The organism is Algoriphagus sp. (assembly GCF_024642405.1).
Taxonomy (GTDB): Bacteria; Bacteroidota; Bacteroidia; order Cytophagales; family Cyclobacteriaceae; genus Algoriphagus.
The window spans coordinates 1-13,251 of record NZ_JAHEBC010000096.1 but is presented as its reverse complement, the minus strand read 5'-3'; the positions used below and the strand labels follow the sequence as shown (position 1 = coordinate 13,251).

Annotated in this window: 13 protein-coding genes; 6 read left to right on the top strand and 7 right to left on the bottom strand. The window is 36.9% G+C overall.

All coding sequences use genetic code 11. The annotated features are described in order from the left end of the window. The 4 genes from Q0L68_RS09415 to Q0L68_RS09400 form a co-directional block, all read left to right on the top strand. The coding region (locus Q0L68_RS09415; RefSeq protein ID WP_296702115.1) for a M20/M25/M40 family metallo-hydrolase at nt 1–344 on the top strand (344 nt) is incomplete at its 5' end. A 58-nt stretch (nt 345–402) separates the two neighbouring features. Beyond that, nucleotides 403–1,176 carry a S1/P1 nuclease gene (locus Q0L68_RS09410; RefSeq protein WP_296702113.1) on the top strand — a complete coding sequence of 258 codons (774 nt, stop codon included), beginning with the start codon at nt 403–405 and terminating at the stop codon, nt 1,174–1,176. An 86-nt stretch (nt 1,177–1,262) separates the two neighbouring features. Further along, on the top strand, nt 1,263–3,119 hold the full coding sequence (locus Q0L68_RS09405; protein WP_296702112.1) for a tetratricopeptide repeat-containing sensor histidine kinase: 1,857 nt from the start codon (nt 1,263–1,265) through the stop codon (nt 3,117–3,119). Nucleotides 3,120–3,134: 15 nt separating this feature from the next. Further along, nucleotides 3,135–3,785, top strand: a complete 651-nt coding sequence (locus Q0L68_RS09400; RefSeq protein WP_296702110.1) for a response regulator transcription factor — start codon at nt 3,135–3,137, stop codon at nt 3,783–3,785. A gap of 17 nt (nt 3,786–3,802) precedes the next feature. Here the strand turns inward: Q0L68_RS09400 and Q0L68_RS09395 are convergent, their stop codons facing one another. Beyond that, a complete protein-coding gene (locus tag Q0L68_RS09395) occupies nt 3,803–5,854 on the bottom strand; it encodes a cytochrome c biogenesis protein CcdA (RefSeq protein WP_296702108.1) in 2,052 nt (683 codons plus the stop codon). Between the two features lie 54 nt (nt 5,855–5,908). Next, nucleotides 5,909–7,297, bottom strand: coding sequence for a dipeptidase (locus Q0L68_RS09390; protein ID WP_296702106.1), 1,389 nt, complete (start codon nt 7,295–7,297; stop codon nt 5,909–5,911). A gap of 104 nt (nt 7,298–7,401) precedes the next feature. Between Q0L68_RS09390 and Q0L68_RS09385 the strand changes: the two genes are divergently transcribed. Then, nucleotides 7,402–8,376, top strand: a complete 975-nt coding sequence (locus Q0L68_RS09385) for an NADPH:quinone oxidoreductase family protein (protein ID WP_296702104.1) — start codon at nt 7,402–7,404, stop codon at nt 8,374–8,376. Nucleotides 8,377–8,401: 25 nt separating this feature from the next. On the opposite strand, the gene Q0L68_RS09380 is transcribed toward Q0L68_RS09385, so the two are convergent. From Q0L68_RS09380 to Q0L68_RS09365, 4 genes are read right to left on the bottom strand one after another with little or no spacing between them, the layout of a single operon-like run. Continuing rightward, a complete protein-coding gene (locus Q0L68_RS09380) occupies nt 8,402–8,824 on the bottom strand; it encodes an Ohr family peroxiredoxin (protein WP_296702102.1) in 423 nt (140 codons plus the stop codon). Then, the gene (locus Q0L68_RS09375; RefSeq protein ID WP_296702100.1) at nt 8,821–9,261 is read right to left on the bottom strand and encodes a MarR family transcriptional regulator; all 441 of its coding nucleotides are present in this window, start codon (nt 9,259–9,261) and stop codon (nt 8,821–8,823) included. The genes Q0L68_RS09380 and Q0L68_RS09375 overlap by 4 nt, the downstream gene beginning before the upstream one ends. Before the next feature lie 58 nt (nt 9,262–9,319). Further along, the gene (locus Q0L68_RS09370) at nt 9,320–10,537 is read right to left on the bottom strand and encodes a redoxin domain-containing protein (RefSeq protein WP_296702098.1); all 1,218 of its coding nucleotides are present in this window, start codon (nt 10,535–10,537) and stop codon (nt 9,320–9,322) included. 30 nt (nt 10,538–10,567) lie between these two features. Next, nucleotides 10,568–11,875: a Gfo/Idh/MocA family oxidoreductase gene (locus Q0L68_RS09365; RefSeq protein ID WP_296702096.1), complete on the bottom strand. Its 1,308-nt coding sequence runs from the start codon at nt 11,873–11,875 to the stop codon at nt 10,568–10,570. A gap of 178 nt (nt 11,876–12,053) precedes the next feature. Between Q0L68_RS09365 and Q0L68_RS09360 the strand changes: the two genes are divergently transcribed. Next, nucleotides 12,054–12,986 carry a hydrogen peroxide-inducible genes activator gene (locus Q0L68_RS09360; RefSeq protein ID WP_296702094.1) on the top strand — a complete coding sequence of 311 codons (933 nt, stop codon included), beginning with the start codon at nt 12,054–12,056 and terminating at the stop codon, nt 12,984–12,986. On the opposite strand, the gene Q0L68_RS09355 is transcribed toward Q0L68_RS09360, so the two are convergent. Continuing rightward, the coding region (locus Q0L68_RS09355; RefSeq protein ID WP_296702091.1) for a copper resistance protein NlpE at nt 12,987–13,251 on the bottom strand (265 nt) is incomplete at its 5' end. It lies immediately after the preceding gene.

The following is a 13,251-nucleotide window of genomic DNA, read 5'->3' as shown; positions in this document are numbered from 1 at the left end:
ATGGAATAGTAGAGGGAATGGGTGGAGAGTTGGATTTTGAAATCCGTAAAGGATATCCGTTTCTTAAAAATGATCCTGAGTTAACAGATAGGTCACAGCAAGCAGCAATTGACTACTTAGGCAAAGAGAATGTGCTGGATCTCGATATCTGGATGGCAGCAGAGGATTTTGCCTATTATTCTCAAGAAATTAATGGCTGTTTTTATCGATTAGGTACTAGAAACGAGGCAAAAGGAATTATATCGGGAGTTCATACACCAACTTTTGATATTGAAGAAGATGCTTTGGAAATTGGAGCAGGTTTGATGGCCTGGTTAGCTGTTTCAGAATTACAAAATTCTTAACATTCCAAACACAATTTTTGCTTCTTAACCCATTAGCTTTACTGATTATTTCCAAGCTATGAAATTCAATAAAACGCTCTTTCTGACTTTTTGCATGTCATTCATGATTTCTCAAGCATTTGCCTGGGGGCAAATCGGCCATTATTTAATTGGTTATATGGCATCCATTCAAATGAAGAACTCATCTCGTAAAAAAGTTGAAAAGGTTTTATTTCCGATGTCTATAGGAAGAAGTGGAATTTGGATGGATGAGATTAAATCAGATAGGTCTTATGATTATGTTAATTCTTGGCACTATTTAACAAGTAAGGACGGAGAATATGACCCTGAAATACAAGAAAAAGGGGGGAATGCTTACGAAGCTATAAACACATTAAAAGCAGAATTAAAAGCAGGTAACCTAAGCCCAAAAGAAGAAGGGGAAAAGTTGAAAATGCTGATTCATTTGGTGGAAGATATTCATCAACCTTTGCATGTGGGAACAGGAGAAGATCGTGGTGGCAATGATATAAAACTTGAGTTTTTTTGGCAGCAATCAAATCTGCATGCTGTTTGGGATTCCGGTATGATTGATCGTTGGGATATGAGTTATACAGAAATTGGTAATGAGTTGATGAGAAGGGTAAACTCAGATTTGATAAACCAGTATCGAAACTCCACAATAAACGATTGGTTAAAGGAAGCTGTAGCGTTAAGGCCGATGATTTATAAACTCCCTGAAAGCAAAAAATTATCTTACAACTATGGATATGAAAACAGGGAAATAGTGGAGGAGAGATTGATTGCAGCTAGTATTCGATTAGCTCAGATTTTAGATGAGATTTACAGTTAATCAAGAAATAATTTTAAAAAATCTATAATAAAGTATAAACGAGAGAAGCATTTTTTATATTTAGAGGGTTAGCGCATTTGACCCATATGCTTCGAACTTTCACCCTCTTTTTAGCAATATTTTTAGTAATTACCTTTTCCTATTCCCAATCTCTAAGGGATAGATTAGGTAGAACTGTGTTGAATCCAGATTCAGCCTTGATTATTTTTGAATTGGAAAAAAAGAATCTTCAAACTTCTAGCGATTCGGGCCTTTACTTTTATTTCATAGCTGATAGGTTTTATTCAGAATCGGAATATGATAGCGCAGAATACTATTTTCAAAAAAGCATAAACTTACTAGACCCAATTGCTGAAACTAGCATTAGAAGCATGGCTTTTATTTCGCTATCTCGTATTAATAGTTTTGCTGGAAATTGGGAAAAAGCGCTTTCTATTTCTCAAGAGCATTATAATCATGCTTTGTCTGCCCTGGATTCAAATTATATGGCGTTTGCCCTCTTTGATATTTCTGTAATTTATCATGATATGGAGCAGTTTGACAAAGGGGTAACTTATGGAAAAGAGGCTCTCGAACTTTTAGAAAATTATCCCAAAGCCATACCGCTCTTTCGGGCCTATGCACTTAATGCCATTGCAATCAATTTTGATGACTGGGATAAACCGGATAGCGCCTTATTTTATCATTACCAAGTGATAGATGATCTGGAAAATCTTGATAGTATGAGGGTTTCAAATACGTTTAATAATATCGGGAATACGCTTCTGAAGCAAAAGAACTATTCTGAGGCTAAAAAATGGATGGATATATCTCTGTCATTAAATACAAAAGGAAAGAGTAATACCAGAATTGCTACAAATTATACTAATCTAGCTACCATAGCATATAGTCTTGGTAATTACATTGAGGCCGAAATGATGTTGGATTCAGCAGCCAAGTATGTAGAACTCAGCAAATCAATAGAGAAAAACCGTGACTTCCTCCAAGAACAATATCGATACAATAAATTGAGGGGTCGACTGGTGTTGGCAATTGATTATTTGGAGGAATATAGCGCTCTTAAGGATTCAATATTCAAGGAAGAGCGCGTGAAACTTATGGCTGACCTTGAAACCAAGTATAAAGTAGAAACCAAGGAACGGGAATTAGCAGAGTCAAGGGCCGCTTTGGCAGAAAATGAGCTTTTGATAAAGAATCGAAATAATCAACTTTTGCTTGCCATAATATTTTCAATTTCGATTTTAGGTCTTGCATTCTTTATTTATTATCGTCAAAAAACGCGGAACCGCCACTTGGAACAAGAAGCAAAATTGCAGGCTATCTATGCTGAAAAAGAAACCCAAAAGCGACTTCATGAGCAAAGAGATCGAATTTCATCTGACCTGCATGATAATATTGGCGCCCAATTAACTTTTATAGTTTATTCGCTTAATAATCTAAAATCGATGGAACATAGTCCAAAGGAAATTGCATCAAAAATTGACCAGATTTCCAGTTTTACTGTGGAGACGGTAGGAGAATTAAGAGATACCATTTGGGCAATGAATAAAGACCATGTTAGTTTAGAAGATCTCCAGGGCAGATTGGCGAATTTCTTGGCAAGAGCAAAGAACTCTTGTCCCGAAATCGAGTTTGAATTGAAAGTGGATCAGAATCTAGACGAGGAGTTTTTACTTAATTCTTTTGAGGGGATCAATTATTTTAGAGTAGCCCAAGAAGCCATCAACAATGCTATTAAGCATTCAAATGCTACTAAAATCACTATAGATTTTTTAAAAGATAGGAATTCCATTCGTATCTGCGTCAAAGACGATGGAAAGGGAATTCAAACTTCTAAACCTGGAAATGGATTAAGTAATATGCAGAATCGAGCGGACCGGATTGGGAAAAATTTAGTGATTAATACTGAGGAAAATCAGGGTACGCAAATTTGTATCTATTAATTTTTGAGGATCATTATGGCAATAAAAATTGCAATAGCGGAGGATAATTCATTTTTGCTCCAAGTAATTTTGGAAAAGCTATCCTATTTTGAAGATATTGAAGTTAAGTTCTATGGAAATAACGGTATTGAATTTTTAGAAAAACTGAAGCATAATCCCAATGTTAATTTAATCCTTATGGATATTGAGATGCCAAAAATGAATGGTATTGAAACGGTGATTGAAATCAGTAAGAAATACCCTCAGATCAAAATAATAATGATTACTGTTTACGATAATGATGAGAATATTTTCAAAGCTATTAAAGCAGGAGCGCATGGATATTTGCTCAAAGAAGTGGATTCCAAATCCCTTTATCAGGGTATTTTAGACACTTTAGAAGGAGGGGCCGCAATGACACCTTCTGTAGCAATGAAAGCATTGAAGCTACTAAGAAACCCTCCAAACTTTGAAGAAGCAATAGAAGAAATCAATCTGACCGCCCGTGAAATTGAAATTCTTGAGCAAACTTCCAAAGGACTTAATTACAATCAAATTGGAGAAAATCTTTTTATTTCACCCAAAACAGTTCGAAAACATATTGAGAATATCTATGGGAAATTGAAAGTTCACTCCAAACTGGAAGCAGTAAAAAAGGCTGTTAAGAATAGAATAATTGAGGGATGATTGGAGTCTATAATTGTCTAATTTCTAATTTTAAATTCATTTTTAGCTCCGTCTAAAAATTCCACGAAATTTTGAATATCGGTATCATATGATTGTGGCTTTGCCAATAATTCTTCATTATGATCCAATATCACGTAATAAGGCTGAGCGTTGTTATTGAATTTTGTGATTTGAAAATCTGCGTTCTGTTTACCCAAGGTCTTTTTTACCTTTCCATCATATTCAGAAGTATACCATTCGCTTTCAGGAAGCTCTAGCCTCTCATCGATATATAGAGCTGCCATCACAAAATCATTCTTTAATCTGGAAAGTACTGCTGGAGCCATCCAGACGTATTCTTCCATCTTTCGGCAATTGACGCAGCCATGACCAGTAAAGTCAATCAATAATGGCTTTCCGGCTTTCTTTGCCGCCGCTAAAGCTTGATCATAGTCAAAGTAGCCATTTATACCATAAGGGATTTCTAAAATGTCATTGTATAAAATTGTCTCATCGGAAGACTGGCTATCACCTTGCATCAATGACCTAGATGTAAGATTAAAATTTTGCGTAGTCATTGGTGGTAAATACCCGCTCAATAGTTTTAGAGGTGCTCCAAACAATCCAGGAATCATGTATACCACAAACATAAACGTAACCAAAGCTAAAAGTAGTCTTGGAACTCCGATGAAATCCATTGGAGAATCGTGAGGCAATTTGATTTTTCCAAGGAGATATAACCCCATGGCTGCAAAAATTACGATCCAGATTACTAGGAAAATATCACGATCCAAAATTCCCCAATGATAAACTAAATCTGCTATAGAAAGGAATTTAAAAGCTAATGCCAGTTCCAAAAATCCTAAAACCACCTTAACAGAATTCAACCATCCTCCAGATTTAGGAAGGCGCTTCATCCATTCAGGAAAAATGGCAAATAAGGTAAATGGAATCGCAAAGGCTAAAGAAAACGCAAACATTCCCATGATTGGTTTTATTAATTCTCCTCCAGCTGAAGAAATCAAAATGGAACCAACTATTGGCCCTGTGCATGAGAAAGACACTAAAACCAACGTAAATGCCATAAAGAAAACTCCAGCCAAGCCTCCTTTCTCTGCTTTTGCATCTACTTTGTTTACAAAACTTGACGGAAGGTTTATTTCAAATAATCCAAGAAATGCAAGGGCGAAGAAGATAAAAACGCCAAAGAAAAAGAGGTTGGGTAGCCAATGTGTTGCAAGCCAATTGGCAAATTCAGGCCCCTGAATTGCTGCTACTGCAGTACCTGCAATCGTATAGATGGCTATTATTGATAAACCATAGATAAATGCTTGTCTTATACCGACAGCTCTAGCGGTAGACCGTCCAGTAAAGAATGTGACGGTCATAGGGATCATAGGAAAAACACAAGGAGTAAGTAAAGCAGCAAGTCCTGCCAAGAAGGCCAAAATCATAAACCCAAATAATGATTCATTACTCGAAGAAGATTCCGAGGTAAAAATTGTAGACTCTTCTCCTACTGTGTTAGTGTCCACAACTTCGAAAGGACTGTTAGATTCGTCCTGATTTTCCTCTTCAATTTCACTCAGTGTAGAATTACTACTGGATTCTGAATTGAAGATTACTTCAAAATCTTCCTCGTAATTAATACATTGTCCTGTGACGTCTGAACACATTTGATATTCCAGAACACCTTTGATTTTACCACTTGGCGATTGGATGAGAATTTTTTGCTCAAATCTTCCTTTCCCCATAAAGTAGGTAACATCTCCTTCCCAGGTTTCATCAAACTTTTTTTTGGGATTAATGGCTAGTAACGAAGTCGATAAGGAATAATCTGAAGACTCTTCTAATTTTAAGACAGTAAGGTTAGGCCCTAAATCCGGATCAAAGTCATTGGAATAGACATACCATCCAATGGGAATCTGTGCTTGAAATACAAGGGTTGATTCTTCACCAACAGTAGTTTTCTCTGGCTCTAGGGTAATCGTCCATGTTGGAGGCGATATGATTTGTGCTTCGACAAAAGAATTATAGCTCAGAAATAAAATAATCGCAACAGTAACCTGAAGAAACCTAGAGATTTGCATGGATTCAAGAATGATTGTATTCGAAAGGAAAAAGAATGAGAATTAGTTCCTGAATTACTTGCCGCTCAAAGATTTGAAATGCTTAAAGAAAGATGCAATTGTTTCTATTCCTATGAAATAATTGGCTACTCCGTAGTGTTCATTAGGAGAGTGAAGTGCATCCGTATCCAATCCAAATCCAAATAGTATTGGGTCTGTTTCCAATTCTTTTTGGAATAAAGCAACGATAGGAATAGATCCTCCTTCTCTTGTCGGAATAGGTCTTTTTCCAAAAGTCTCTTCCATTGCTTTTTCAGCCGCTTGATATCCGATCGAACTATCGGAAACTACTGCTGGCGCTCCGCCATGATGGGCTTTAACTTTGACTGTAACTGAATCAGGAGCGATGGATTTGAAATGTTTTTCAAAGAGTTGAGAGATTTCATGCCAATCTTGGTCGGGCACCAATCGCATAGAGATTTTTGCGGATGCTTTAGACGGAAGAACAGTTTTCGCTCCCTCTCCGATATATCCACCCCAGATTCCATTAACGTCTAGAGTTGGACGAATCCCTACTCTTTCGATAGTAGTATATCCCTTTTCTCCATGAACTTCAGCGATTTTTAGTTTCTTCTTGTACTCATCTAGATTAAATGGCGCTTCGTTTAACCTTGCTCTTTGTTCAGCTGTTAATTCTGCAACTTTATCATAAAATCCTGGAATGGTGATGTGATCATTTTCATCTTTCATAGAGGCGATCATATCGCAAAGGACATTAATAGGATTTGCGACTGCACCACCATAAGTTCCAGAATGAAGATCTCGATTAGCTCCGGTAACTTCTACTTCCATATAAGCCATACCACGAAGTCCAACGGTGATAGAAGGATCTTTCATGCTGATCATATGGGTATCCGAAATCAGGATTACATCGGCTTTTAGCTTTTCTTTATTTTCGATGACAAACTTGTCCAAATTGTCTGACCCAACTTCCTCTTCCCCTTCAATCATAAACTTCACATTACAAGGTAAGTCGTTTGATGCCATCATAGCTTCAAAAGCTTTCACATGCATGTAAAACTGACCTTTGTCATCCGCAGAACCTCTTGCGAAAATAGCTCCCTGTGGATGTTCTTCTGTATTTTTTATGACTGGTTCAAATGGAGGAGAGTCCCACAATTCATAAGGATCTGCAGGCTGCACATCGTAGTGTCCATAAACTAATACTGTAGGAAAATCAGGATTAATTATTTTCTCTCCATAAACAATAGGATAGCCTTTTGTCTGGCAAATTTCAACAGTATCTGCACCTGCTTTGATCAAGCTTTCTTTTACAAATTCTGCAGCAGTAAAAACATCTTTTTTAAACTTTGGATCTGCGCTGACTGATGGAATTCTAAGTAGGTCCAGCAATTCATTCAAAAAGCGATCTTTATTATTTACGATATAATCTTTAACAGCCATGGAAGTATAGAATTGGGTTTTGAAAGGCTCAAAATTATCCTTTTCATAAGGAAATGCCTATTTTAAACCCATATTTCCACCAAAGGTTTCTATTTAAACTTCAAATGAAAGCTATAATATGTGAGAAGTTTGGTCCTCCTGAAAATCTGAAATTCGGTGAGCTGCCAAACCCTTTACCTGATAATGATCAAGTTCTTGTTAAAGTGGAGGCCTGTGGGATTAATTTTCCTGATATTTTGATTATTCAAAATAAATATCAATTCAAGCCTGAACTGCCTTTTTCTCCAGGTGGTGAGGTAGTCGGGGAAGTGATAGGCTTAGGAGAAAAGGTGGAGAACTTGAAATTAGGAGATTCAGTTTTAGCAATTTGCGGATGGGGAGGCTTGGCAGAGCAAGTGGCCGTAGATTCAAATCGGGTATTTAAACTTCAGGATAGATTGGATAAAAAGCTTGCGGCAGCAACTTTATACAATTATGGAACTTCTTTTCATGCACTAAAAGATCGGGGAAAGTTAAAAGAAGGAGAAACTTTATTGGTATTAGGTGCCTCTGGTGGCGTTGGCTTAGCCGCAGTTGAACTTGGAAAAATTATGGGGGCAAAGGTGATAGCTGCTGCTTCTACCAATGAAAAACTACAACTTTGTAGAGATCGAGGAGCAGATGATACCATTAATTACGAACAGGAAGATTTGAAACAAAAAATCAAAGACCTAACAAATGATAAAGGGGTAGATATTGTTTTTGATCCTGTAGGAGGAAAATATACAGAGCCTGCTTTGCGGGGTATAGCCTGGAAAGGAAGGTATTTGATTGTGGGGTTTTCTAATGGAGAAATTCCAAAAATCCCGATGAATCTTCCGTTGCTAAAAGGCTGTGAGATAGTCGGAGTATTTTGGGGACGTTTTTCCAACATGGAACCAGAACAAAATTTCACCAACATCTTACAACTTCAAAGCTGGTTGCTTGAAGGAAAAATCAAAGGACCAAGAATTCAAGAATATAGCCTTTCGAATGCCTCATCTGCTCTGGAAGCATTACTGGATCGGAAAAAATTCAATAAAGGTGTTGTGATGATCTAATAATAAAAATGAATCAGCTTATCTTTTATAAACTAGCTTTAACATTTACTTCAATATTTCCTCTGGTAGCTTTAGAAATCAAACAAATTTCATGAGCGGCATCAGCAAGCTTCTGAGCTTCTTCCAAAGAACCTGCTTGAGGAATTTTTACATAAATATCTGCTGCAATACCATAATCCTCTGGACCAAAACTACCTAAATGTACTTTGGCAGTAATCTGGGAATCACGCAAACTGATTTTTCCAGCTACAGAAGCTAATGCCCCTCCAAAACAGGTAGAATAAGCAGCTGCTAGTAATTGTTCTGGATTTGTCTTTCCTCCCTCGCCTCCAATTTCTTTTGGCATAGCAACATCAAAATCCAATAAACCATCATCAGATTTTACATGTCCTTTTCTTCCTCCTGTGTTTACCGCTACAGCAGTGTAATCAACATTTAATTTTTTCATTCTTTGCTGGAATTTTTTAACGTTTCAAAAACTTCTAACAAGTTTTGGATGGAATGGTTTAAATCCGCCAAATCCAAATTTGAAATTTCTTTTAACTGTTCTTCCAAGGGTAGTAGAGCTTGTTGAACTTTAGATTGAAGTGATTTTCCAGGATAAGTTAATTCAACATGAACAGTTCTTTCATCTGAATCTCCCCTATGCCGTTTCACATAATTCGCGCTTTCCAGTTTTTTGATTAAGGGAGTTAATGTTCCTGAATCTAAATGAAGTCTTTCTCCAATCTCTTTAACCAGAATTCCATCTTCTTCCCAAAGTACCCTCATTGTTAAATATTGGGGATAGGTAAGATTATGCTCTTTTAGTATTACCTGGATGAGTTGAATAAGTAACCTTGATGAAGTATAGAGGTCTAGTGAAAGCTGGTGAAGAGAAAACATAAAACAAATTTTAAATTTTATACAATTTAACTGTATAAAAATTAATTCAAAATTTGAATCAAAAATATCTTCCTATCATAGGATGATCAACGATCTCTTTTTTTAGGGTTAAGGCATCAATAGTGCCAGGAACGTGATAGGCAATATTACCTCCTGGTTCAATCAAAAGGGTGATTGGTAAACTTCCATCCCAATTTTCTCCTACCACTTTAATTACTTCATATTTATCCTCGGTATCCATTAAGTAATTGGGTATTGCAGATGCTTTTCCCTTAAGAAATTTCAATGCCTTGTCAAATTGATCAGGACTATCCATACTGACCGAAACAAATTGGAAATCCCTTTCTCCATACATTCTTTGGATCGTTACAAATTCTGGATACTCCACAATACATGGCCCGCACCAAGTAGCCCAGAAATTTACAAGTAACAACTCCTCGGTATCATTTTTTAAGAGTTCTGCCAGTCCTACGGGAGAAAGCTTTTCTAAAGTAACTTCTTTTTCTTTCCAGGCATTGTTGGTCTTAATTGTGTATTCATTTTTCCAAGCCCACTTCATCGAGCAGCCAAAAGATGGAGTCTGTGCTCTATCTGAAGGTAAGGACTCACCTTTTAAGGTTAAATCTATCGCATAACGTAAGTCTTCAGCATTTGCTGTACCGGGTTTTTCTGATGCGTCAATTCTACCTGAATATGTAAGCTTCCTTTCCTTATCAAAAACAAAGACATGTGGTGTGGCCACTGGACCATAGGCTAATGAAAATTCATGCTTGTCTCCGTCATATAGGTAAGGGAAATTATAAGACTTGTCTTTGGCACGAATTTTCATTTCTTCATAAGTATCGCTAAGGTCAGTATAACCAAGTTCCTCTGGCAAAATTCCGACTGGACTATTTGCAGAAATAGCTACGAAAGCCACACTTTTTCCTTTATAATTTTCCACTGCCTGAATAAACCGATCTTCATATGCCTGAGCGGTTGGACAATGGTTGCATGTAAAGTTTATTACCAAAACATCTGAGTCATCATAATCAGATAGCTTATGAAATTCTCCATCAATTCCAGGCAAGTTGAAATCAGGTGCTTTCTCACCAATTGCCAATTTAGAGATAGGCTGTTCCTCAAGATATTGTGGGTCTGCCACAAAATTTGATTCTATATTTTCTGTTTCAGAAAGTTCATTTTCTCCTGTACTTGTACTCGAACATCTGGAAAAAAGAAATGCCAAAAGCAATAAAATTTCCGCGATAAGGATGATTTTTACCTTAGATTTCATGAAAATGAATTTTGAGAATAGATTGAATAATTAGCCTAATTTATATCCATGCTGATAGACGTAATGTTTATGGGTATTTGCTTCAAAGTCGTCTATAAATTCCTGGGTTTCGGGATTCCATTTTAATGGTCTACCTAATTTATGAGCGATATTACCTAGAGTACATGCGGTACAAGTACTATGGCCAATTTCTACGGGTACTACGGGATCCTTTCTCTTCAAAACTGAATCTATAAAGTCAATGTGGTGTGCTCCAAACCCGGTTTCTTCATTAGAAAACGTTCTTTCGCAACTGGCAACATTCGTATCATATTGGCCTCTGGAAACCTTAATCCAACCATTCTCCCCAAAGAATTTCACGCCTTGTCTTCCTTCATCAAACGGGGTAATATGAATTTTTATACCATTTGGATAGAAGTAAGTTAGTGGGCTTGAGTCTGTTCCCGGGATTATTTCTACAGGGCCGTTCCTGTCCATACCAATTCCCCATTGGGCAATATCGATCATATGAGCCCCCCAATCGGTCATTAATCCTCCTCCTGTTTCCTCATACCATCTCCAAGCTCCCCATACTTTCTCATTTTGTTCAGGATTCAGAGTGATAGGTGGGTTTAATTCTTCATTGTAATGAATATCTGGTAATGGCCCGTTCCAGGTTTTCCAATCTAAACCAACAGGGATTTCCTGTTTAGGCAAGTCATATGGTTTTGGGTGTGGAGGTGTTCCAACATTCACAAGAACTTCGGAGATTTTACCAAGATTTCCTTTTTGAACCATACGAACGGCATGCTGAAAATTGGCTCCTGATCTCTGCATACTTCCTACAGCGAGAATAATGCTGTTTGCACGTACTGCTTTTACTAATTCTTGACCTTCTTTAATGGTAAAAGTTAGAGGTTTTTCCAAGTAAATATCCTTACCTGCATGACAAGCATCAATAGCCATCATTGCATGCCAATGATCTGGAGTAGCAATTACCACTGCATCGACATCCGGGTTAGCCAATAGCTTTTTATAGTCAGAATATAGAGTTACTTCTTTCGCTTCACGTTCATTATCGGTATAGTTTTTAGCTACTCGTTCCTTAAACCGTTGAAGTTTGATTTCATAAACATCTGCGCCTGCTACTACATCGACCGCTGGATTCCTCATCATATTATTGAGTAGTCCCATCGCTTGTCTACCAACTCCAATAAAGCCTAGCCTTACTTTACCCGATTCAGGTTTTAAGGGAAAACTTGATTTTGCATAAGAAAAAGCTGGAAGGCTGCTTAGTCCAATAGTGCTAAGAAGGGAAGTACCCAGAAATTTTCTTCTGGAAAAAGAGGATTTACTCATTGGAATTAATTTTAGGGTTTATAATTGTTAATTGATATAAAGCGGAAATAAATTACTGTTTTTCTGAAGGATAGAGAAATTTTCTTTATAGAATTTGATCAGAGGTTAGAAGATCTACTTTACTTTGAAAAGAAACTATTCTAAAAAAATAATACTTTATTGTTCTTAAGACTATTCTATGACAATTCAACAGCTTGAATATTTAATCGCAGTTGACAAACATCGACATTTTGGACATGCAGCAGAAAGTTGTTTTGTGACACAACCAACTCTTAGTGCACAACTAAGTAAATTGGAAAGAGACCTGGGAGTCATTCTTTTTGACAGAAGCAAGATGCCTGTGATTCCTACCGAAATTGGTGTTCAAATTATCTCACAAGCAAAAAAAGTGGTTTCTGAAAGCAAGGGAATATTGGAACTGGTTGCCCATTTGAAAGGAGATATTTCCGGTGTGATTAAACTTGGAATAATTCCAACTTTAGCGCCATACTTGCTGCATTTATTTATTAGAAACTTTCTGGATAAGTATCCTAAAGTTAAAATGGAGGTGCAGGAAATGGTAACTGAGGAGATAATCAAAAAGCTGAAAAATGATGAACTAGATCTTGGAATTGCGGTCACTCCTCTTCTTGAAAATGGGATAGTCGAAAAGCCCATGTTTTACGAAAAATTTTATGCTTATCTATCTAAGGATCACCCTTTGCTGAAAGAAAATTCATTTGAACCCGAAATGGTAAAGCAAGAAGATCTTTGGATTCTTCGACAAGGACATTGTTTTCGGGACCAAGTCATTAACCTTTGCGATCAGAGTTTGAGTGGACCTAGTAATTTTCACTATGAAAGCGGTTCCTTAGAAGGCTTAAAAAATATGGTGAATAAATACAAAGGTGTGACATTGCTACCAGAGCTGGCCACTTTTGACCTTTCTGAAGAAGAAAAATCTAGAATTAGGCCTTTTGCAGGCGTTCCCCCAACTAGGGAGGTCAGTATCATTTTAAATAGAAGTTATTTAAAGCAAAAATTGGTGGAGTTACTTTATAATGAAATAACGGATTCTATTCCTGTAGAAATGACCTCCAGATCCCATGGAAAAATAATACGATTTAAATAGTTAAGGTTTTTTTGTCAGAATATAATGATCAGCCAAATCACCTTCTATCATTTCACCATTTTGATCAAGTTGCCAGATACGATTCTCTCCTACTTTGAATTGCTTTGGTGCAAATTTTACTCCTTCAAGAATTACTTTTGAGCCTGTTTCATCCCATCTGAAAGTACCGTTAAAAGTTTCTTCCAAGGCATCGTTCCTTCCCAAATAATTGGTGATTATAGTATAGGTTAAATCATTGTTTAAGGTAAGTGTGGTTTCAATTCCT

Excerpts from the sequence above, each read along its gene's own strand:
- Q0L68_RS09370 (WP_296702098.1), bottom strand. The coding sequence starts at position 10,537 with ATGAAATCTAAGGTAAAAATCATCCTTATCGCGGAAATTTTATTGCTT.
- Q0L68_RS09380 (WP_296702102.1), bottom strand. The coding sequence starts at position 8,824 with ATGAAAAAATTAAATGTTGATTACACTGCTGTAGCGGTAAACACAGGA.
- Q0L68_RS09410 (WP_296702113.1), top strand. The coding sequence starts at position 403 with ATGAAATTCAATAAAACGCTCTTTCTGACTTTTTGCATGTCATTCATG.
- Q0L68_RS09360 (WP_296702094.1), top strand. The coding sequence starts at position 12,054 with ATGACAATTCAACAGCTTGAATATTTAATCGCAGTTGACAAACATCGA.
- Q0L68_RS09405 (WP_296702112.1), top strand. The coding sequence starts at position 1,263 with ATGCTTCGAACTTTCACCCTCTTTTTAGCAATATTTTTAGTAATTACC.
- Q0L68_RS09400 (WP_296702110.1), top strand. The coding sequence starts at position 3,135 with ATGGCAATAAAAATTGCAATAGCGGAGGATAATTCATTTTTGCTCCAA.
- Q0L68_RS09395 (WP_296702108.1), bottom strand. The coding sequence starts at position 5,854 with ATGCAAATCTCTAGGTTTCTTCAGGTTACTGTTGCGATTATTTTATTT.
- Q0L68_RS09385 (WP_296702104.1), top strand. The coding sequence starts at position 7,402 with ATGAAAGCTATAATATGTGAGAAGTTTGGTCCTCCTGAAAATCTGAAA.
- Q0L68_RS09375 (WP_296702100.1), bottom strand. The coding sequence starts at position 9,261 with ATGTTTTCTCTTCACCAGCTTTCACTAGACCTCTATACTTCATCAAGG.
- Q0L68_RS09390 (WP_296702106.1), bottom strand. The coding sequence starts at position 7,297 with ATGGCTGTTAAAGATTATATCGTAAATAATAAAGATCGCTTTTTGAAT.
- Q0L68_RS09365 (WP_296702096.1), bottom strand. The coding sequence starts at position 11,875 with ATGAGTAAATCCTCTTTTTCCAGAAGAAAATTTCTGGGTACTTCCCTT.